Origin of the sequence: Bacteroides faecium (assembly GCF_012113595.1) — a bacterium.
Lineage (GTDB): Bacteria > Bacteroidota > Bacteroidia > Bacteroidales > Bacteroidaceae > Bacteroides > Bacteroides faecium.
Genome location: NZ_CP050831.1, coordinates 3,852,802 through 3,874,497 on the forward strand (window position 1 = coordinate 3,852,802; position 21,696 = coordinate 3,874,497).

General features: G+C 40.1%; 20 protein-coding genes. 12 read left to right on the forward strand and 8 right to left on the reverse strand.

Annotated elements, in window-relative coordinates; all coding sequences use genetic code 11:
• Positions 1–4 precede the first annotated feature (4 nt).
• The gene (locus tag BacF7301_RS14005) at positions 5–766 is read right to left on the reverse strand and encodes a ParA family protein (protein WP_048693484.1); all 762 of its coding nucleotides are present in this window, start codon (positions 764–766) and stop codon (positions 5–7) included.
• The gene (locus BacF7301_RS14010; RefSeq protein WP_048693487.1) at positions 763–1,092 is read right to left on the reverse strand and encodes a hypothetical protein; all 330 of its coding nucleotides are present in this window, start codon (positions 1,090–1,092) and stop codon (positions 763–765) included. The genes BacF7301_RS14005 and BacF7301_RS14010 overlap by 4 nt, the downstream gene beginning before the upstream one ends.
• 70 nt (positions 1,093–1,162) lie before the next feature.
• Here BacF7301_RS14010 and BacF7301_RS14015 point away from each other — a divergent pair, with 70 nt between their 5' ends.
• The 10 genes from BacF7301_RS14015 (at position 1,163) to BacF7301_RS14060 (ending at position 12,963) form a co-directional block, all read left to right on the forward strand.
• Positions 1,163–1,432, forward strand: a complete 270-nt coding sequence (locus tag BacF7301_RS14015; protein WP_245208240.1) for a hypothetical protein — start codon at positions 1,163–1,165, stop codon at positions 1,430–1,432.
• A gap of 19 nt (positions 1,433–1,451) precedes the next feature.
• Positions 1,452–1,889 carry a conjugal transfer protein MobA gene (mobA, locus tag BacF7301_RS14020; RefSeq protein ID WP_005926230.1) on the forward strand — a complete coding sequence of 146 codons (438 nt, stop codon included), beginning with the start codon at positions 1,452–1,454 and terminating at the stop codon, positions 1,887–1,889.
• On the forward strand, positions 1,874–3,112 hold the full coding sequence (mobB, locus tag BacF7301_RS14025) for a conjugal transfer protein MobB (protein WP_048693500.1): 1,239 nt from the start codon (positions 1,874–1,876) through the stop codon (positions 3,110–3,112). Before mobA ends, mobB begins: the two co-directional genes overlap by 16 nt.
• Positions 3,113–3,132: 20 nt before the next feature.
• Positions 3,133–5,145: a conjugal transfer protein MobC gene (gene mobC / locus BacF7301_RS14030; protein WP_048693503.1), complete on the forward strand. Its 2,013-nt coding sequence runs from the start codon at positions 3,133–3,135 to the stop codon at positions 5,143–5,145.
• A 72-nt stretch (positions 5,146–5,217) separates the two neighbouring features.
• On the forward strand, positions 5,218–5,421 hold the full coding sequence (locus tag BacF7301_RS14035; protein WP_004319765.1) for a helix-turn-helix transcriptional regulator: 204 nt from the start codon (positions 5,218–5,220) through the stop codon (positions 5,419–5,421).
• 9 nt (positions 5,422–5,430) lie between these two features.
• Positions 5,431–6,426, forward strand: coding sequence for an AAA family ATPase (locus BacF7301_RS14040; RefSeq protein ID WP_048693512.1), 996 nt, complete (start codon positions 5,431–5,433; stop codon positions 6,424–6,426).
• 9 nt (positions 6,427–6,435) lie between these two features.
• Positions 6,436–8,982 carry a S8 family peptidase gene (locus BacF7301_RS14045; protein ID WP_048693516.1) on the forward strand — a complete coding sequence of 849 codons (2,547 nt, stop codon included), beginning with the start codon at positions 6,436–6,438 and terminating at the stop codon, positions 8,980–8,982.
• A gap of 182 nt (positions 8,983–9,164) precedes the next feature.
• Positions 9,165–10,700 carry a DUF3945 domain-containing protein gene (locus BacF7301_RS14050; protein ID WP_048693519.1) on the forward strand — a complete coding sequence of 512 codons (1,536 nt, stop codon included), beginning with the start codon at positions 9,165–9,167 and terminating at the stop codon, positions 10,698–10,700.
• On the forward strand, positions 10,697–10,885 hold the full coding sequence (locus BacF7301_RS14055) for a hypothetical protein (protein ID WP_048693522.1): 189 nt from the start codon (positions 10,697–10,699) through the stop codon (positions 10,883–10,885). The genes BacF7301_RS14050 and BacF7301_RS14055 overlap by 4 nt, the downstream gene beginning before the upstream one ends.
• Complete coding sequence (locus tag BacF7301_RS14060) at positions 10,882–12,963, forward strand: type IA DNA topoisomerase (protein WP_048693525.1); 2,082 nt, start codon at positions 10,882–10,884, stop codon at positions 12,961–12,963. The genes BacF7301_RS14055 and BacF7301_RS14060 overlap by 4 nt, the downstream gene beginning before the upstream one ends.
• A gap of 105 nt (positions 12,964–13,068) precedes the next feature.
• On the opposite strand, the gene BacF7301_RS14065 is transcribed toward BacF7301_RS14060, so the two are convergent.
• From BacF7301_RS14065 to BacF7301_RS14090, 6 genes are all read right to left on the reverse strand, one after another.
• Positions 13,069–13,590 carry a dihydrofolate reductase family protein gene (locus BacF7301_RS14065; protein ID WP_048693528.1) on the reverse strand — a complete coding sequence of 174 codons (522 nt, stop codon included), beginning with the start codon at positions 13,588–13,590 and terminating at the stop codon, positions 13,069–13,071.
• Positions 13,591–13,965: 375 nt separating this feature from the next.
• Positions 13,966–14,244 (reverse strand): helix-turn-helix domain-containing protein, encoded by a 279-nt coding sequence (locus tag BacF7301_RS14070; RefSeq protein ID WP_048693531.1) that lies wholly within the window; start codon positions 14,242–14,244, stop codon positions 13,966–13,968.
• Positions 14,245–14,256: 12 nt separating this feature from the next.
• On the reverse strand, positions 14,257–16,299 hold the full coding sequence (locus BacF7301_RS14075; protein ID WP_048693534.1) for a bifunctional DNA primase/helicase: 2,043 nt from the start codon (positions 16,297–16,299) through the stop codon (positions 14,257–14,259).
• Positions 16,262–16,621 (reverse strand): helix-turn-helix domain-containing protein, encoded by a 360-nt coding sequence (locus BacF7301_RS14080; RefSeq protein WP_048693537.1) that lies wholly within the window; start codon positions 16,619–16,621, stop codon positions 16,262–16,264. Before BacF7301_RS14080 ends, BacF7301_RS14075 begins: the two co-directional genes overlap by 38 nt.
• A 210-nt stretch (positions 16,622–16,831) precedes the next feature.
• Entirely contained in the window at positions 16,832–17,680 is an 849-nt protein-coding gene (locus BacF7301_RS14085) for an RteC domain-containing protein (RefSeq protein ID WP_048693609.1), read from the reverse strand.
• Between the two features lie 99 nt (positions 17,681–17,779).
• Positions 17,780–18,295 carry an HXXEE domain-containing protein gene (locus BacF7301_RS14090; RefSeq protein ID WP_167963718.1) on the reverse strand — a complete coding sequence of 172 codons (516 nt, stop codon included), beginning with the start codon at positions 18,293–18,295 and terminating at the stop codon, positions 17,780–17,782.
• A 166-nt stretch (positions 18,296–18,461) separates the two neighbouring features.
• Here BacF7301_RS14090 and BacF7301_RS14095 point away from each other — a divergent pair, with 166 nt between their 5' ends.
• Positions 18,462–19,403 carry a helix-turn-helix domain-containing protein gene (locus BacF7301_RS14095; protein ID WP_167963720.1) on the forward strand — a complete coding sequence of 314 codons (942 nt, stop codon included), beginning with the start codon at positions 18,462–18,464 and terminating at the stop codon, positions 19,401–19,403.
• Between the two features lie 619 nt (positions 19,404–20,022).
• Positions 20,023–21,636 carry a serine hydrolase gene (locus BacF7301_RS14100; RefSeq protein ID WP_167963722.1) on the forward strand — a complete coding sequence of 538 codons (1,614 nt, stop codon included), beginning with the start codon at positions 20,023–20,025 and terminating at the stop codon, positions 21,634–21,636.
• The last annotated feature ends 60 nt before the right edge of the window (positions 21,637–21,696 follow it).

Consider the following 21,696-nt stretch of genomic DNA (forward strand, 5'->3'; position numbering starts at 1 on the left):
ATCGTTACAATTTAATAAGGTATGCGATTTCAGTTATCAGTTCTTCCATGTTGCTGCCCTTTACCAGCCGTTTGTCCGCCGGGAACAGCGTAGAACGGAACACGGTTTTACGCTGTGCGTCCAGTTCTTTTTTAAACCTTTTGGTGTCCGGGATAAATACTTTCATAAGGGGTAGTTCCAGTTCCCCGATGGTCTGTTCATACAGGGTGTACAGGTCTGTTTTTTCCCGTCCATCTACCATGTTCCAAAACAGGTGCAGCCCTTTCAGTCGGCACGCTTCATTCTTTACCAGCAGTTTGTTGATAGCTACCGCAAAGGAAAGGCTGCTTTCCAATACCACCCGGTCGGCGGCTATGGGAGTGAAAATGTAGTCCACCCCTGAAAGCGAATTGATAACACCCTCACTGTTCACCGTTCCGGGCAGGTCGAAAAAGACCACATCATAATCCGACCCGGCAGACGCAAGAAATTCATCCGCCGTTTTTATCGCTTCGTCCGGTGAACTACACAACACCGGGTACGCTTTCTTTCCCAGTGTTTTGAACTGGCTGAAAGCAAGCTGTTTGTAATAATCGTCACCGTTCACCTGTTCGGCATCCCGTTTGCGCATGGCACTGATACTGTGCTGCGGGTAATCGCAATCCACGACCGCCACGTTATACCCTTTGAGATAATACAGATAACTTGCTACCAAAACGGTGAATGTTGTTTTGCCGACCCCGCCCTTTTGGGTGGAGAAAGCCACATACAAGGTTTCTTTCTTCATTGTAATAATTCTTTTTTGTGATACATCTTTATTTCATTCCATCCGTACAGATTGACGGATGGTTTTCTTTCGTTCCATGTTGAAAGCTCGAAAGCCGGAATGACTTCTTTTTCTCTTTCCTTGTTTCTTGTTATCTTTCTGCAAAGACAGCTTGTTTTCTTTGCAGAAAGTTTGCTTTCCCGATTGAATGACAGTTTTCTTTCAATCATTCCATCCGGTTTGCTTTCCTGCTTTCTTGAAAGATTGCAATCTTGAAATCTTGTTTTCAAGTTTTCAAAACCGCTTTCTTTCCGTCCGCTTTCCGTTACATCTATCCATCTATCCATATTGCTTTCTTTCTTGAAATCCGGGACAAATAAACGTAGAAAAACAACCCCTTTCGAGATGTGTCCTCAAATGTCCCCGTTTGTCCTCATTTGTCCTATAACCCGCTATTTCACAGCATTTTTAATACCTGTTACTTTGCAACCGAAAGGTATCGGTCAAGCTAACCAAGCCCCCGGTGTCGGGAGCGTTCCAATCTCCGCTAACTCCAATCCGTCCGTAGGCGGATTTTTATTTGCACTGGCAAATAGCAAGGTGTGTTCTAAGCAGCTTGAAATTCTTTCAGCAGCTTTGAACGCCTTGCCCGGACGAAGCCGGAATAGGGTCACTCCGAAGTCGTAACCCTTTAAAGAAATGTAGCATGAAACAGAAAAATGAAAATGCGCCCCGTCCGGGTGGCGCAGGACGAAAACCCAAAGCAGACCCGGCAGTGTTCAGGTACTCTATCAGCTTCAATGCGATAGACCACGCCCGCTTTTTGGCGTTGTTCGACCAGTCCGGTATGCGCACGAAAGCGCATTTTATCACCGCCCGTATCTTCGGCGAACCGTTCAAAGTGATTAAAATCGACAAGGCGGCGGTAGAATATTATACCCGGCTGACCGCTTTATATTCCCAGTACAGGGGTATAGCCGTGAATTATAATCAGGTGGTAAAGGCTCTCAATACCAATTTCTCCGAGAAGAAAGCACTCGCATTTCTCTATAAACTGGAAAAGGCAACGATGGAACTTGCCGACCTGAACCGCCAAATTATTGAACTGACCCGTGAGTTTGAAACAAGATGGTTGCAAAGATAAGCGTAGGCAGTTCCCTGTTCGGTGCGCTTTCTTACAATCAAAACAAGGTGGACGAAGAACAGGGAAAGGTACTTTTAAGTAACCGTATGTTTGAAAGTGAGGACGGAAATTTCAGCATCCGGCGTTGTATGGAATGTTTCGATATGCACCTGCCCGCAGACCTGAAAACGGAAAAGCCAATTATTCATATCTCCCTGAACCCGCACCCGGACGATGTACTTTCCGACAGCCAGTTGGCGGATATTGCCAAAGAGTATATGGATAAGTTGGGGTACGGCAACCAGCCGTATATGGTGTATAAGCACGAAGATATTGCAAGGCATCATATACATATCGTTTCCATCCGGGTGGATGATACGGGCAAAAAGATAAACGACAAGTTCGAGCATATCCGCAGCAAACAAATCACCCGTGAACTGGAACAGAAGTACGGGCTGCATCCGGCAGAGAAGAAACAGGCAGCCGACCGCCCCGAACTTAAAAAGGTGGATTACCGGGCAGGGGACGTAAAGCACCAGTTATCCAATACGGTGAAAGCCCTTGCCAGCAGCTACCGTTTCCAAAGTTTCACGGAATACAAAGCGTTGCTATCTATATATAATGTACAGGCGGAAGAAGTGAAAGGGGAAGTGAACGGTAAACCCTATAACGGCATTGTCTATTCGGCGACCAATGACAAGGGAGAAAAGCAGGGAAACCCGTTCAAATCTTCTTCTTTGGGTAAGTCGGTAGGTTACGAAGCCATTCAGCGACACATCAAGAAATCCACAAAGGACATTCAGGACAAGAACCTGAAAGAGCGTACCCGCCGGACAGTCGGCGCAGTGATGAAATCCGCCCATAATCGTAAGGAACTGGAACAAGAACTGAAAAAGAAAGGTATAGATGTTCTTTTCCGGCAGAACGATACAGGCAGGATATACGGTGTAACATTCATCGACCACGAAAACCGTACCGTCCTGAACGGTTCACGGTTGGGAAAAGACTTTTCCGCCAATGTGTTCAATGACCTGTTTTCCGGCTCCCGTACTTTGACGGGAAACAGTAAACAGGAAACGCAGGAACAAAAACCGGAATATAACCCGACCGGACATCTTGAAAATACAGGTAAAGCCATTGCGGGACTATTCAGTCTGTTATCCGGTGGGGACGATACACCACCCGACAACAGCCAAATTCCACCACCCAAGAAGAAAAAGAAGAAGAAACAAAGACGTATTTAATAACTATAAAAATTTCAATTATGCAGAATGAAGATGATTTAAGGGGACTTGCAAAGGTCATGGACTTTATGCGGGCAATCAGTATTTTATTTGTAGTGATAAACATTTATTGGTTTTGTTACCAGTCGTTCAGGGAGTGGGGTATCAATATCGGGGTAGTCGATAAAATACTGTTGAACTTCCAGCGTACCGCCGGGCTGTTCTCCAATATCCTATATACCAAACTTTTTTCAGTGGTATTCCTTGCGCTTTCCTGTTTGGGAACAAAGGGAGTGAAAGAGGAAAAAATCACATGGAACAAGATTTATGTATTCCTGACAATCGGTTTTATCCTGTTCTTCCTGAACTGGTGGTTATTGGTTTTACCGTTACCACTGGCGGCAAACACGGCATTGTATATCTTTGCCATGACAGCCGGGTATCTTTCCCTGTTGGCTGCCGGAGTATGGATTTCCCGCCTGTTGAAAAATAACCTGATGGATGATGTGTTTAATTTGGAGAACGAAAGTTTCGCACAGGAAACACGATTAATAGAAAACGAATATTCTATCAATCTACCTACCCGGTTCTACTATAAAAAGAAATGGAATGACGGGTGGATAAACATTGTAAACCCGTTCAGGGCAAGCATGGTTTTAGGCACACCCGGTTCGGGAAAATCGTATGCAATAGTCAATAATTACATAAAACAGCAAATCGAAAAAGGCTTTGCTGTTTATATTTATGACTACAAATTTCCCGACCTTTCGGAGATAGCATATAATCACCTAATCAACCATTTAGATGGGTATAAGGTAAAGCCTAAATTCTACATGATTAACTTTGACGACCCACGTAAAAGTCACCGATGCAACCCGATAAATCCGGCGTTTATGACGGACATATCGGACGCATACGAAGCCAGTTATACCATCATGTTAAATTTAAACCGCAGTTGGATAACCAAGCAAGGGGACTTCTTTGTAGAAAGTCCTATTATCCTGTTGGCTTCTATCATTTGGTTTTTGAAAATCTATCAGGGTGGAAAGTATTGTACATTCCCACACGCCATCGAGTTCCTGAATAAGAAATACTCCGATACATTTACGATTTTAACCAGTTATCCCGAACTGGAAAACTACCTTTCACCGTTCATGGACGCATGGGAATCGAATGCGCAAGACCAGTTGCAGGGGCAGCTTGCATCCGCTAAAATTCCTCTTTCCCGCATGATAAGCCCGGCTTTATATTGGGTAATGACAGGGGATGATTTTTCACTGGATATAAATAACCCGGAAGAACCTAAGATTTTGGTAGTAGGCAATAATCCCGACCGTCAGAATATCTATTCCTGTGCTTTGGGATTGTATAATTCCCGTATCGTGAAGCTGATAAACAAGAAGCATCAACTGAAAAGTTCTGTAATTATTGACGAGTTACCGACCATCTATTTTCGGGGACTGGATAACTTGATAGCAACGGCACGAAGCAACAAAGTGGCGGTCTGTTTGGGCTTTCAGGATTTCAGCCAGTTACGCCGGGATTATGGGGACAAGGAAAGCAAAGTTATCGAAAATACTGTGGGTAATATCTTTTCTGGTCAGGTGGTTTCTGAAACGGCAAAAACGCTTTCAGACCGTTTCGGAAAGGTCTTGCAGAAACGCCAAAGCATGACTATCAACCGGAATGACAAATCAACCTCAATCAGTACGCAGATGGATAGCTTGATACCACCCAGTAAAATATCCAACTTAACACAGGGTATGTTTGTGGGTGCGGTCAGTGACAATTTCGATGAAAGGATAGAGCAGAAAATATTCCATTGCGAAATTGTGGTAGATAATAATAAGGTGAAACGGGAAACAGCCCAATATAAGAAGCTACCCCAAATCATAGATTTCAGGGACGAGGACGGGAACGACCGGATGCAGGAAGAAATACAGGCGAATTACAACCGGGTCAAGCAAGAAGTCCAGCAGATTGTCATGGACGAAATGGAACGGATAAAGAACGACCCTAATTTGAAGCATTTAATTCAAGGTAATAAAGAATAAAAAAATTGCCATTCTAACTGATAATATCATTATTTATCATTATATTTGCAAATAACATCAAAATTCAAACTAATGGGCATTCAGCTAAATAGAATAAAAACAGTGTTAGTGGATAAAAAGAAAACAAATAAATGGCTTGCTGAAACTTTGAGCAAAAATGAAGCAACGGTATCACGTTGGTGTACAAATGAAAATCAGCCATCTATTGAGACACTTTATCAAATTGCACTCGTCTTAGATGTTGATATAAGAGAACTTTTAAATAAGACTAAATAAAAGAATATTATGGCAAGAGCAGATTTGCTAGTGGATTTAATAAAATATGCAATAGCGGGCAATAAGCCTATGATAAGAAAAATAGCGGAAGCAGTTATTGTAGAAGAAAGAAATAAGCAGCATACAATATTAGCGAATAAGTTAGAATCAGAATTGAATAAAACTCAAAATGATTTTACGGCTAATGTTTTAGGAAATATTCCGAAAGGTCAAGTTGAAGCTAATGCGGAGAGCTTACTAAATGAAATTTCTCCGCAGAAAAAAATTACGGATTTAGTTTTACCTAAAGATATTATATCTATTTGTGAACAATTTATACAAGAGCAATATAGAGTAGATCTATTGCGTTCATATGGTTTAGAACCTAGGAATCGCATTTTATTAGTTGGTTCTCCTGGTAATGGTAAAACATCTTTAGCTGAAGCAATAGCTGAATCTTTAATGGTTCCCATGTATGTAGTTAAATATGAAAATATAATCGGAGCATATTTAGGAGAGACTGCTCTTCGATTAAAAAAAATGATAGATTATGTAAGTACACGAAAATGTGTGTTATTTCTGGATGAATTCGAGACTTTAGGGAAAGAGCGTGGCGATACTCATGAAACAGGTGAAATAAAAAGAGTTGTAAGTTCTCTCTTACTGCAAATAGATAATTTACCAAGTTATGTTACAATTATTGGAGCTACAAATCATCCTGAATTACTTGATAGAGCCGTTTGGAGAAGATTTCAAATAAGGTTGAATCTGCCAATGCCGACCCGTGTTAATATTTGCACTTGGTTAGCTCACTTTCAGAATAAACACAAAATTAGTTTTGGCTTGGCTGAAGAAACCATAGCCAAAAAACTATTAGGAAGTAATTTTGCAGAAATTGAAGAATTTGGGATGTCTATTCTAAGGAAACACGTACTAAATCTTCCTAATTCTAATATAAAGAACATTGTTACAGAAGAACTTAAACAATGGGATATGAGAAATTCTAAAAGCGAAACTATTAAATAAAAGAATATTATGGCTGATCATCCTTTGTTAATATTTCCACGTCCAGAACGCTTAGAAAGAGAGAAGCGTAAATTTCCGCCTAAAACTATATCATACCCAAACATAAATAGGCAGGATCAGAGACTATCTCCTAAATTGGCAGAACTTCAAAGAGTATTTAATGAACAATATACCAATATTCAACAGAGTGCAGAAGGAATTGATCCGGAGCAAGTATTGGTGTTTGAAACAATAGGAACAATAGATAATTTCGTCAGTGCTGTTAAAAAAGTCGACGGAATGGAATGGTTAGGTGAAATAGAAATTGATTCTATTCAACCAGATCAAGATTTTTATCAAATCGATAATCCTCAAAATCTTTTATCAGGCAGATTATTTCTTATAATGTCCAACCAGAGGGCTTTATCTGAATTAATTTCATTATGGAATAGATACAAGAATAATCCTAAAGTACAATTTGAAAGAGGCTTTACTAAGTTTAAATATGTTTTCCAACAACTTAAAGATATAAGGAGATGGGGAGTACAAGATAGACTGCTAGAGTCAAATACAATTGGCTATTGGATAGAATCATTAAATGAGAACCCAGACAAAATAAACATAGAAATTCAATTATGGTATAGTTCTTCTCCTTTAAAAAGAGAAAGAACAGAAGCTAATATCCGTCTTCTAATTTCGAATCTAAATGGGCAAATTATCAGTTCCTGTCATATATCCGAAATATCATATCATTCTCTATTAGTGCAATTACCAGCAAATGAGATAAGAACGATAATAGAAACTCATGATACAGAACTTGTTAGATGTGATAATATTATGTTTTTCCGCCCTTCTGGACAAATTGTAATAGAAGAAAATGGTGATACAAATAATTTTGAGCAAGTACAAAGAGAGCAACCTTTACCATCTTTGGCAGAGCCTGTTATAGCTCTACTTGATGGTATGCCTATGAGTAATCATACTTTACTAGATGATAGATTAATCATTGATGATCCTGATTCTTTTCAAGATGACTATGAAAGCCAATATCGGTTACATGGAACAGCAATGAGCTCTCTTATTATTCATGGAGATTTAAACAATTTAGAATCACCATTAAATACTCCATTATATGTTAGACCAATTATGAAATTGAAAGACTATTTCAATAAAAAAGTTGAGAATGTGCCAGATGATGTTTTGATTGTTGATTTAATACATAGGGCTGTAAAAAGAATATTTGAAGGAGAATCGGATGCTAAAGCTCTTAAATCGATTAAAGTTATCAACTTTTCGATAGGCGATCCTGCGTGTCTATTCTACGGCTCTATTAGTCCTCTAGCAAAATTGCTTGATTGGTTGAGTTATAAATATGGAGTTCTCTTTATTATAAGTACAGGTAATCATATAGAACCATTAGAATTAGAAGAATTATATAGAGACTTCAAAGTGCTCTCCTCTGATGAAAAAGAAAAGCGCATATATAAAAAAATAATTTCTGATATACGCAATAGAAAACTATTATCACCATCTGAAAGTATAAACAATTTATCAATAGGTTCTGCTCATTTTGACATTTCACCGTTGCAACCATATGATAGACGATTAAATCCAACATTAAAGTTATTGCCAAGTCTTTTTTCAGGATTTGGTAATGGTTATAGAAACTCCATTAAGCCTGATGCAGTTTTTTATGGTGGAAGAATTTTTATAAAAGAACCAATGTTAGACAATAATCCTACTCCTATAGAATTTAGTTTCTTAAATACACCTCCGGGACAAAAAGTAGCAGCACCAAGTCCAGAACGAGATAAGGTTAACTTTACAAGAGGAACCAGCAATGCTACTGCATTAATGAGTCGTAATGCCGCAAGTATTATTGACGTTTTATATAATATAAATGACGGTTTATTACAGTCTCACCAATATTCTCGATATATTCCTATCATGATAAAATCAATGTTAATTCATGGATGTTCATGGGATAATATAGGAGAAAATTTAAGAAATATGCTTAATGATATATATTCAAATACAGAAATTAAGAAGATCATTACAAAATGGATTGGATATGGATTACCTGATATTAATAAAGTAAAACAATGCACGGAGCAGCGAGCAACTGTAATAGGTTTCGGTGAATTGATGCCAGATGAAGTTCATTTATTCAAATTGCCTTTACCTCAATCACTATCATCAAAGATGGAAAATAGAAGATTAACAATTACTCTCGCTTGGTTTTCTCCAATAAAATCAACCACTCAAAAATATAGAGTGGCAAGTTTATATTTTGAAGCGACTAATGAGATAATAGGTGTTTCCAGAGATAATGCAGACTGGCATGCTGTAAGAAAAGGAACTATTCAACATGAAGTTTTTGTTGGAAGTCAAGCTATGCCTTTTGCGGATGACGATTCATTAAATATAAAAGTGATCTGTAAGAATGATGCGGATGTGATTAAACTACCAATACAATATTCTTTAGTAGTTACATTGGAAGTTGCAGAAAATATAAACATCCCAGTTTATCAAGAGATAAAAAATAAAATATCTATCCCTGTCTCTATTTCTATTTAAAAAAGTCTCATATATTACTAAGAGTGTTGCCTAATACCAACACTCTTTTTTTATGCTTTGTGGACAAATAAGGACAAACGAGGACTAATGAAGCCACCCGTTCCCAAATCCTTAAATATACTCTATTTCATCCTTACTTTTACTTCCGAAATTTTTATTTATTCACTAAAATTCAAAAAGTTATGGATGTAAACACAGCCAGCCAATCCACCACTGATGAACAGATGATGGATATTCTTCTTGTACTGGATAAGGAGAAAAAGACAATCAGCGCAGTAAAAGGCGTAGATGAAAACGGGGAACTCCAAACCGTACCACCGGAGAACAACAGTGAACTTCTGAAATTCGACCGTCACGGTGATTTCTTTTCCAACTTCTTTTCCAACATGATGAACCAGTTGAAGAACCCGACCCGTTTTAACTTCTTCAAAATCCCTAAGATTGAACTTCCCAAAATCGAGCCGATAATCAGGGATAACTTCAATCATCCGACACCTGAAAACGAAGCGGGCATAGAGCGTTACCGGGTAACACCTGAAACCGTGAAGCAGGAAGCGAAGAAAGAACAGCAGGAAACCCAAACCCAACAACCACAGCAGCCAGCCAAAGAAACGGGAGCAACGGCGCAAGCACCGCAGCAGCCCGACAAAAGCAAGTATGTTATCGACCCGGATAAGGTGGACTGGGAAGCCCTGAAAAACTTCGGTCTATCCAAAGAACAGCTTGAAAAGTCAAAGGCTTTAGAACCCATGCTAAGGGGGTACAAGTCGCCCGGAGCGTTTACCATCGCCGGAAACTACAATTCAGCCATTATGAAACTGGACGCACGTTTATCTTTCCGGCACGACAAAGACGGGAATGTAGTTTTGGCGATACACGGCATCCGACAAAAGCCGGAACTTGAACGCCCGTTTTTCGGACATGAATTTTCTAAAGAGGACAAAGCCAATCTTCTTGAAACGGGAAACATGGGACGGGTAGTAAACCTGAAAAACTATATCACGGAAGAAATGATACCCTCTTTCGTCAGCGTGGATAAGGTAACAAACGAACTGGTTTCCATGCGTGCAAGCAGCGTCCAAATACCGGATGAAATAAAGGGTGTCAAACTGAACAAGGAACAGCAGCAAGCCTTACGGGAAGGAAAAGGGGTATTCCTTGAAAATATGATTTCCAACCGTAAAAATCCCTTTTCCGCAACTGTTCAGGTCAATGCGGACAAGAAAAGTCTGGAATTTATCTATCCCAATACCAAACAGTCACAGGAGCAAGGGCAGAAACAGACGCAGCAGAACAGCCTTGTCACCAGTGACGGTGTAACCATTCCCAAAAGCATTTCAGGAATAGAGCTATCCCGCCAGCAACAGCAGGATTTAGTCAATGACAAGACCATCTTTGTTGCCGGGCTGAAAGACAAGCGGGGGGTCGAGTACGATGCTTATATTCAGGTGAACCATGATAAGAAGAAGTTAGGCTTTTACAGTGACAATCCCAGCTTTGACCGTTCCGCCGTGAAAGAAATTACCCCGGCAAGCAAGAACCGCACACAGGTAGCGGTCAATTCGGAGGGCAAGACCAACGAAGCCACCAAGAAAGTGAAAGAACCCTTGAAAAAGGGTCAGGACAAGCCCACTGAAAAACAAAAAACCAAGCAGGATAAAAAGGAGAAGCAGGAGCAGGCGGACAAACCCAAACAGAGCAGGGGACGCAAAAGATGATAGCGGTATTAATCCTTATCCCGGTTGTCGGTTTCGCTCTGTTTTTCTTCACCTGTTACAAAACAGACTGGAAAGCCATAGACGAGCAGAACCGACAATATTATATAGATGGCTATCACATCTACTATGACCGGAAAATCCTAAGACAAAAAGAAGTGGAACAATTAAAATCAAAATTAGAATGATTGCAGTAATCGGAGAAAAACCAAGTGTGGCAAGGGACATTGCCCGTATTTTAGGAGCGAGTGAAAAACAGGATGGCTATCTTTCAGGTAACGGGTATCTCGTTACCTGGGCGTTCGGCCATCTTGTAGGTTTGGCAATGCCGGAAGCATACGGCATACAGAGTTTCCGCCGGGAAAGTCTGCCTATTATCCCGGATAGTTTTCAACTTACACCCCGACAAGTGAAAGCGGAAAAAGGGTACAAGGCAGACCCCGGCGCATTGAAACAACTAAAGGTAATCAAAGAAGTATTCGACCAGTCGGATAAGATAATTGTCGCTACCGATGCAGGGAGAGAGGGAGAACTTATCTTTCGCTACATCTACCAGTATATCGGATGCAACAAGCCTTTTGTCCGTTTATGGATAAGCAGTCTTACGGACAAGTCAATCCGTGAGGGACTGCAAAACCTGAAAGCCGGTAGCCTGTATGATAACCTATTCCTTTCGGCGCAGGCACGCAGCGAAGCGGATTATTTAATTGGCATAAACGGTACACAGGCTTTAAGCGTGGCAGCCGGACAAGGCATTTTTTCTTTGGGACGGGTACAGTCGCCCACGTTGGCAATGATATGTACCCGCTTTTTAGAGAACAAGAACTTTGTCCCGCAAAAGTATTGGCAACTGAAATTACAGACAACTAAGGACAATGTAACTTTTACGGCACTATCCACAGAAAAGTACGATATGCAGCAGCCCGCCATCGACACGCTGCAAAGGATAAAGGAAGCGGAAACAGTACAGGTGAAAACCGTAGAACGTAAGGAAGTGAACCAAGAACCGCCGTTACTCTATGATTTAACCACGCTCCAAAAAGAAGCGAATACGAAACTGAACTTTTCCGCAGACAAAACCCTATCCATCGCACAAAAGTTATACGAGGGTAAACTAATCAGCTACCCCCGAACCGGAAGCCGTTATATCTCACAGGACGTGTTCGAGGAAATCCCGGAACGTCTTGTCAATTTGGAACAATACGCCCGTTTTGCCGGGTATGCTGCCGGAATGAAAGGCAAAGCCTTAAATTCCCGTTCCGTGAACGATGGCAAGGTAACAGACCACCACGCCCTGATAGTAACGGAAAACCTGCCCGGTAAACTGGAAACGGACGAACAGGCAATCTATGAACTGATAGCCGGACGAATGTTGGAAGCCTTTTCTGAAAAATGTGTCAAAGACATTACCAGTGTTGTACTGGATTGTTCCGGTTCACTTTTCACGGTCAAAGGGTCTGTAATCAAGTCCGCCGGATGGCGTGCCGTATTCGGCGAGAAAGAGAACGGGGAAGATAACGCCACCCTGCCCGCCATGCAGGACGGAGATAGTTTACCGCTTTCCGGCATTGAACTACTGGAGAAACAGACCAAGCCCAAGCCGTTACACACGGAAAGCTGTTTGCTTTCTTCGATGGAAACAGCGGGTAAGGAACTGGAAAACGCCGACCTGAAAGCCAGCATGAAAGATACGGGTATAGGCACGCCCGCAACACGGGCAGCCATTATCGAAACGCTGTTTTCCCGCCAGTATATCGTTCGGGAGAAAAAGAACCTTGTCCCGACCGAAAAGGGTCTTGCCGTTTACAACATCATCCGGGACAAGAAGATAGCAGACGTTGAAATGACGGGAATGTGGGAAAACACGCTTGCCAAAATCGAAAGCGGAGAAATGAACCCCGACACGTTCCGTAAAGGTATCGAGGTGTATGCACGGCAAATCACGGCTGAACTTTTGGACGTTCAGCTTTCTTTCGCTTCGGGTAGTGGTTGTATCTGCCCGAAATGCAAGACCGGACACATCCTTTTCTATCCGAAAGTCGCCAAATGTTCCAATGTGGATTGTTCCGTTACCATCTTCCGCAACAAGAGCGACAAGCAGCTAACGGACAAACAGATTACCGAACTGGTGACTACCGGGAAAACCGGGCTAATCAAAGGCTTTAAAAGCAAGAACGGCAAAGTCTTTGACGCTTCACTTGCTTTTGACGAGCAGTTTAATGTTACTTTCGTATTCCCTGAAAAGAAAGGCAAACCGAAGAAATAAGACGGAAATAGTTATATTTGCCACAGAAAGTTTCATTATAGATAGATTTATAATTGAAATTTTTGTGGTTGAAGCACCCGGAGGGACACCGGGTGCTTTTTTTAATCATTCTCCTTTATACTGGTAGGTCAGGCAAACGACCTGATTGTCTATAACCCGGTGTCCGGTCAGTTCCCACTTCGACCCGAAAGTCTTGCCTATATACTTGATACCGTCCCCCAGCATGACCGGAACGATATACAGCGTTATTTCATCCAGCAGGGACGCTTCAATCAGCGAGGTTATAAACTTACCGCCGCCAATAACCTGAATGTCGGTTTCCGAACTTGATTTAAGTTCATTGATTGCCCGTAAAGGCATATCGGTAAGAAAGGTTACATTCTCCTTTTCGGTCACATTGGTGTCGTAGTGGGACACTACAAAAGTCTTTTTACTTTTGTACGGCCATCCGCCCCAACGCTCAAAAATCATGTTATAGGTATTTAATCCGGCAAGAAGTACGCCGGGCAGTTCATGCATTGCTGAAATCTCTTTTCCTACGCTTTCAGGCATCCAATCCAAATCGTTATCTTTTCGGGCTATGAAGCCATCAAGAGATACAGCAATACAGGCTTTTAATTGTTTCATAATTGGGTATTTAACAGTTTGTACTAATAAACTGTTCGCTAGTCCGTCTAAAAAAGAAGCGTGAACCTACACTGTTCCATTACGAGGCACTGGTATACCTAAGAGAAGAAACAGGCAAGCCCACGCTATACGAAAGTATAGCATGAACATTGCGCATAGTATCTCTTCTCTTTTGAAAATTACCAGTTTTCGTAATGAGACGTTTTGCGAACGTTATGTTATATATAAGGGTAGAAGTTTTTTAACTTCTACTGTTCTTGTCTAATGAAATAGTTGCAAATATACTCAAAGTCCCGGATATTCCCGAACAGTAAAAAGAAAATCCTGCCTTATCTCACGACAAAACAGGATTAAAAGCTATTAGAAAAGAAAAAATTAGTCGGTTTTCTCACGGATTAACTTGTGTACATCCGTTGCCCGGTAATAACATCTACCGTCCAGCATAAGGTAAGGGAGTATTCCTTTTTTCCGGTAACGGGTCAGTGTTCGGGGGGCTACTTTCAGAAGCAAACATAAATCCTGATTATCCAGTAGTTCTTCCCCATCCAAACAATTACGTCCTTTTATCACCCGGTCTATCTTCTTGTCCTGCATATCGAACCTATCCATGATACGTTCCATCCATGCGGTAAAATCATCTTTATCTATATACATAAGGCTACCTGATTAAATTAAACCAATCATAAAATAACTTTGGTTGGACGGGTCTTTAATGATAATATCCCGTTCCCGCATGAAGCGGACATAGCTTTTTGCAGTACGTTCTTTTACGTCCAAAATCTGCTGCAACTGTTCGCACAGGTCTATATAGGTGATATGTGTCTGCCGTCCGAAAATATCACGGGCAACGCTTACCAGTTCCTTTTCCTTGCGTTTCTCTTTTTCCTCTCGTGGCTTTTCCCCTTTGTAAAGGTGCATCCCGGCTGCTTTGTCCCATGCAAAAAGCATCAAAGGAACGTCCAAAGGGCTACCGTCACGGACTTTCAGGGCTTTTACCACAGATTGTGTGGGTTCTTCATCCTTTTCAATAGAAAGGATAGTTGCCGCTTTGCGTTGTAGTTCCGAGCCTAAATGCCCCCGTAGCTTCAATCCGTTAGGTACGAAGTGTAGTACGCAGAGAATACAAGTATTATAAATTCCTGCCAATCGATAGAGTTCATCTATCACAGCCACGCTTTCCGCTTCATCATTGGCACTTTTCACAAGGTCGGCGATACCGTCTATCACTACTAACTGTATGCCCCCATATTGATAATAAAATTTATCCATACTCTGAACAATAGCGTGCAGACGCTCTTTTCGGGACATACCCGTCAGACAGAACGCTTTCAGTTCTTCCGGTTTGTCTGGTTGCTTCGCACGTGCCAACAGGTTACTTACATTCTTGAACAGTTGTACTTCGGACTGTTCTGTATCATAGAGTAATACCGCTTTGCGTTTACTGTTGGCTGTTATCTGTATACCGAGAGTATCAACTTCCTTATTTGGCTGGCAAATACAGCCCGTTAACATAGCAGCGATATAATTACTTTTACCTGTTCCCTCACCACCCGTAATGCCGAACAGGTTTCCTTGTGTCCCCAGTGGAACGTCCCCGGCAGAGATTATCACCTGTGCTTTTGCAGGGGGATTGTTGAAGTCTATTTCGCACGATTTAAGCATAATCAATGTATCACTATATAGGTTGTCTAAAAATTCAATAAACAGTTTCAGGAAATCTTCACGGGTATTACCCTCTTTGAAATAATCGGAAATATCCTTTTCCTCTTTTGTGCCGGAAAGCGGTAAAACCAATCGTTTTACAGAAAATTCTTCCAACTGTTTTTCCTGTTTACGTGCGCTTTCCTTTCCCGTTTTATCGGTATCATACAATAGGATGATATGTTTAAAACGGAACGTCAGTTTATAAACCAGGGTAGGCGGAACAGTCACCGTTTCACTGTTGAAGCAGATAGCATGAAAACCATGTGCAGCTAATGACATGACATCTTTTTCGCCACCCGTAATAAACAGCGTATCACCTTTTGCGGGTAGTTGTTCCAAACCGAAACAATAATTATCGCCAAAATTACCACCATAGAGGAAACGAGTTTTCGAGAACGGACGATATAGCTTTATATACCGCTTACTTTTATATCCGTACATAGGTTCTGTTACAGATGAAGTATAAGTAAACGGTGTTCCATCCGCTGTTACACTCTGAAATTCCCGTAAAGAACAGACCTTGAATAATTCCAATACTCCCGGTGTAATACCGTATTGTTGCCAGTACATCAATTCTGCAAGCGGAAACTTTTGTTCCCTGAACTGGTAAGGTTTGCTTTCTCTTTCAGGTGTTTCTTCCGGTATATCATCTACTATACGACAAGAAGTACGGGTAACAGGTATCGGATTGCCTGTTGCCAGTCCCAATCCCAAATCCCGGTCGATGGTTTCCAGTATCTCCACAAAATCCATCGAATTATTGCAGTCCATCCCTTTAAGTTGCCCCACGAAAAAGAAACAATCACCGCTATAACTATCGTTGCCGAAATCTTTCATCTTATAGATACCATTACGGCGGTCGAAATAGATGTTACAGGATGCTTTATTATCTTCATAAAGCGGATTTAAGAAATTTCTACCTATCCGCCAATTACCGGGTACATAGTGCTTGAACACAGATAGCCCGTTACTTGTCCTTTCTAATATTTCTTCTTTCCTTAACATATAGTTGGTGGTTGGTTATTAGGTCGTTAATATTATCCTTGTTGCTTTTTATCAGGCGTTCTTCCAGCATCCGTTTTACTTCGCTGATTTTGTAGAAGTAACGCCCACGAATATTAGAGTAGGCAATAGTTCCAGCCACTCGCAGACGTTGGAGTGTCTTTTCACTGATTTTTAAAAATGTGCAGACCTCGTAACTGTCCACCCAAATTTCATCTTCGTTGGTATTTTCCGCTTCTGTATGATTGAATATATAATCGGCGATAGCGGTAATTTTGTTGTCTAAATCCTTATAGGCTTTTGACTCGAATGTTATTATCTCCATTTTGCTAACTAATTGATTTGCTGCAAAGGTCGGGAGTTGCAAAAGACAAAACTTACAAGATACTACCAAGTTGGTTGATTTATTTTTTTGTGGGAATTGATGCTAAAACAGGGTGAAACAAGGAGAAAAGAGGGTGAAAATCTACTTTAGAATAGGGCATAAAAAACTACCAAGTTGGTAGTAACTTGGTAGTTTTTTAAAGGAAGTTTATTATAACTTATCGTCTTCGTCCATTTTTCGCAGGAGCTTATTTATAAGGTTGGTAAGGAATGATGTCTTATCTTTCTTCCTTTCTCTTATTGCAAGATAAGTCCGGTAATAATCTCCTAAATCTATTTTGAATGATGCTTCTATATAAGTCATTATCTCTTTTATATCAGCGTTTCCATTATTAAGCACTCCGGCAGCATAGATGGCATATCCCAATTCGATAGCAGCTATTTTTGTACCCGTCCATAGGAAAGGATTGTCAGGTAATGAAGTTCTGCTATTCTCTATTACTTCTTTCCTTTCAAGTTCCTGTAATCGTTGTTGCAGATATATTTCCAGCATATCATAAGCCAACATCTTAGCAACCCTATGGTCGCAGCAAGTTGAAAACAATGGGTCTTTATCAAACATACCACAGTTATGGCATAATTTGTAATTCTCATGTTCTCTAAGGAAATAATATCTATCTAAGTGGGTGGCTTTAGAACGATAATATTGGTAGAAGTCAAGATTAGCATTGCAAAACTCTGTTATTGCCGTTTGTTTTTTCTTATAATACTCTTTTAGGACTTCTTTACTGCCATTCGGCTTTCTTAATTCAAGTAGGTATATGTCATTAAAATATATCAGTTTGCTTAAAATGAATGGCTTAATATCCTTGAAGAATAATATTTCTTCATTAGCATCCTGAAAAGTATATTGGTGGATAAACTCTCTTAGTTCTTCAAATAATGGTCTAATGAAATCAATCATATATAGAGCTTTATCGGAAGAAACATCACTATCTATACAAGATATTTCTATCTCTGCGTTGATTTTAAACAATATATTATCAGTGTATTGTTTCATACTTTTATTCAAAATATAATCTGCAATCAAGAGTGATTGCATCAAACACATTCTTACCTTTCTTAATTTTACCGTTATGATTAATCAATAGAACTATTTTCATTTCTTCCTGATTTTATCGTATCGTAAAGCTAATTTGTGAACGAAGCGTAGATTAACTATTAGCACTATTGTTCCAATGACAAAGCATGTAATAATCATACTTAAAGAAAATTCCGAGAAAATTTTGTGTGTTCCCAAAAAAATATAGGGTAGAGATAAAAGCGATGTAATAATAATGGGGATATATTTTCTAACCATCATCCACTGACCTATATGGATGAAAATGTGAAGTGAAAATCCCAAGAATACGGCAATCCATACACTATACCATTGTAAGGTTAAAGCCAAAGCTGTTACAATGCCAATAAGTATAAATTCTTCCAATACAGCTAATGCAAATGCCGGAACTGATAATCGCTCATAAATCGAAATTTGTTTAGCTACTTTGGGGTACTTCTTTGCAATCCATAATCCGTCTTTAATGACCCAAGTTTTAAAGCCGATAATTTCCTCAAATTCGTGAAGCATAAAAACGATAGGGAATAGGCTTACAATTAGTTCTAATTCATTCATAATCTTTAATTTTATTGTTTTACAAATTATTTGCAAAGTTACTTCGCTCTGTGTTTGGAGAATTGAATTTTAAGCCATAAATTTGTCCAATCACGCCAATGTTTGATTTATGTATTTAACAGCAGGGACATTTAATATTATACTACGACAGGTAAGTCTGCTTGAAATGGACGAAGCAGAGGTGTTCAGCGTGTTAGGTATTGATAGTTCATTATTTGAGAAAACGACAAATAAGGTTGATGGCAGCATTGTAGGTCGGTTTCTTGAATATATTGCAAGTCAAAGACCTAACATACGTATAGGACTTAAAATGGGTTTTAACTTTCCCGTGTCCGTAATGGGAGTAATACTTAATATATATCAGAACTGCCGTACTTTGAAAGATGTATTTCAAAAATCACCTCTTTATGCTCCTGCCGTCAATACGGTATGTTTATTTAGTAACCATTCTGATAAACGATATTTTTATCATTCAATGCGAGTTGCAAACGAATTTTCGGAAAACTATCCAATCGCAACAAGGCATATTTACGAGTCTCAATATGGTATCATACTTCAACTTATCTATGCTTTGACTGGGAAACATATTATTCCTGTATCGGTTTGTTCTCCATATAAGCAAGAAACTACACCTGATTTGCTGGAAACTCTGATGCAGTGTCCGGTAAAGTTCAATGAGCCATTTATAATGATTTTTGAAAAGGAGATACTGGAAACTCATATCACCAATGCAAATCCTGAAATGCTGTTTATAGCCGAGCAGTTGATTTCTGGGCTACTTGATAAGGAACAGCCGCAATCCGTTTCATCTATTGTTCGTAGGTACATGCTTCAAACTATTCCGGGAATAAATCTCAGTTTGAAAAGTGTTGCTCGTGATTTGAATATGAGTGACCGTACTCTTCAACGAAAGTTGTTATCTGAAAACACTTCATACCAAAGAATTCTTGATGATGTGAGAAAAGAATTAGCAAACAAATACTTAAAAGAGAATATATCATTAGTTGAAATTTCTTTTTTGTTAGGTTTTGAAACTCAAAGTGCTTTCAATAAATTTTTTAGAAAACACTTTGGGTTAAACCCCACAAGATATAAGAAAGAACTTTAAGTGCAAGGTGCAAGTATATATAGATATATAGCTTGCACCTTGCACTAATCGCTAAACATTTATATTCAGACATTTGCGCAATTCAGAAAAGAGTTGTATCTTTGAACCCGTGAGATAGGCAGACAAACAGCGGACAAAGCCGGACAAATAACCCTGCAAAAATCGTTACTGTTTCGTTACCTATTTGAAATATTGGAAGCTAAAGACGCTGAAATATAGGTGGTTAGATGGATGGGTTCAATACCCTCCCTCTCCGCTGAAATATTCGGACAAGTCCGAAGAGAAGAAGTAAATAGTCCTGCAAATTCAACGATTTGCAGGACTATTTTTTTTATCCTCTTATGTCTGTCTTACTGCAAATATTATCTCTATTTTAGTGACGTTATCAATATGATAGATAATGTAGCAATTATTCTGCTTTCAACTATTCAGTTTCCTCTAGAAACATTATTATATTAAGGTTATTTTATTGAAAAGCCACAAAAGTTAGCTATAATACCCTCTATCGGGAATAATAGCTAACTATATATGCCATATCGTCATTTCACCTCGACTTTTACCCCCCTATCTTTGCAACATCAGAAAACAATGGAATAACTTAATTGTTAAACGGAAAATTATGAGAAAGAAATTGTTATTTTTAACAGCACTATTAATATCGGGAACGGTGTTAGCTCAGGAAGGAGAAAATATTATGAAGAAGTATGAAAATCAACTGCCACAGGAAGGAAGAGGAAGTGTACGTGTAGCCTATCAAGGAAAAGCTATTGACCAGATGATCTATGAATTTATGGAAGAGCAGGGGATACCGGGCATGACGCTTGCCATTGTGCAGGCTCCTTACATTCCGCGTGTAGCAGGCTATGGGGTTACGGATTTAGAAAAAGGTAATCTGGCTGCGGTAAAAACACTTTGGCCTGTAGGGCCTGTTTCACAAGGTTATGCGGCTGTAGCGGCTATGCAGCTGTATGAAAAAGGCAAATTGGAACTGAACGACCCTGTCGGAAAGTATCTCAAGGATATTCCGGAAAACTGGAAAAGTATTAGTATCCTTCAATTGTTGCAACACAGTTCCGGCATTGCGGATTACCGTGCGCAGGCAGGATTCAATGTGTCGGAAAACTATCAGCCTTTGCAACTTATTAAGACAGTCGAAAGTATTCCCTTGGCTTTTGAACCCGGTACCGATGTGAAGCAAAGTGCGACAAACTTTTTGCTACTGACTTCTATCATTGAAAAAGCGGGCAAAATGCCGTATCATGATTTCGTGAAAAAATATCAAATTGACTACCTTGGTCTGCAACAAACTTATTTCGGTGAGGATTTGGCAAAAGTGAAACAGGAAGATGTAACGACTACCGCTAATGTACATCAGGCTTTTAAAAAGGACAAAGACTACATCAACCCGTCGGAAACGACTACCGGATATATAGAGAAAGATGGGAAACTGGTAAAGGCTCCTTCTGTGAGCCCGACAGCAATGAAAGGTTTCTCAGATGTCTGTGCGTCTGCAGAAAACGTGAGTCATTGGGATATTGCTCTTGCGGGAGGTGTCCTGATTGCCAAGCCAGAGAATCGTGACTTGATTTATAAGCCTACGAAGCTTGCGAATGGAAAAATAGTTCCTGCCATAGCCGGTTGGCAGTTCTATAACCATAAAGGTCTGATGGATATCAAAGGAAATGTTTCCGGGCATTCCGCTTTCTTGAGTCGCTTCACTGATGCTTCCGAGCTGGTTTGTGTCACTCTCCTTGCCAATAAAGAAGGTGTTGATTTAACGAATCTGGGACGTAAGATAGCGGCCGCTTTTGATAGCGGCAAAATGGGGACGGGTACCAATGATAACTTGCTTTACACTTATGAAAGCCAATTCAGTGTAGCAGAAACGATGGCACGTCTCGAACAGATATTGAAAAATAGGGGAATCCCCGTATTTGCGAAATTCGACCATGGTAAGAATGCGCAAGATGTAGGTCTTGAACTACGTCCGAATCAAGTAATTGTCTTTGGCTCCCCTAAAGTGGGAACTAAATTGATGCAGGACAATCCAAGCATCTCTATCGAATTACCACTGAAAATTTCCGCATGGGAAGATGAAAAAGGCAGTGTGTGGGTGGCATTCCCACAGATGGGAGTGATGGCGGCAGGATACGGGCTTGATAACGAACCGGTGATTGGAAAAATGCAGGAATTATTGGAAAAGATTGTTATTCAATCGGCTAGTGTATATTAGTTGAAAAGATAGAAACAGGGTAACGTATAGTATTAAAATAACAAAAGCATCCGGATTAAG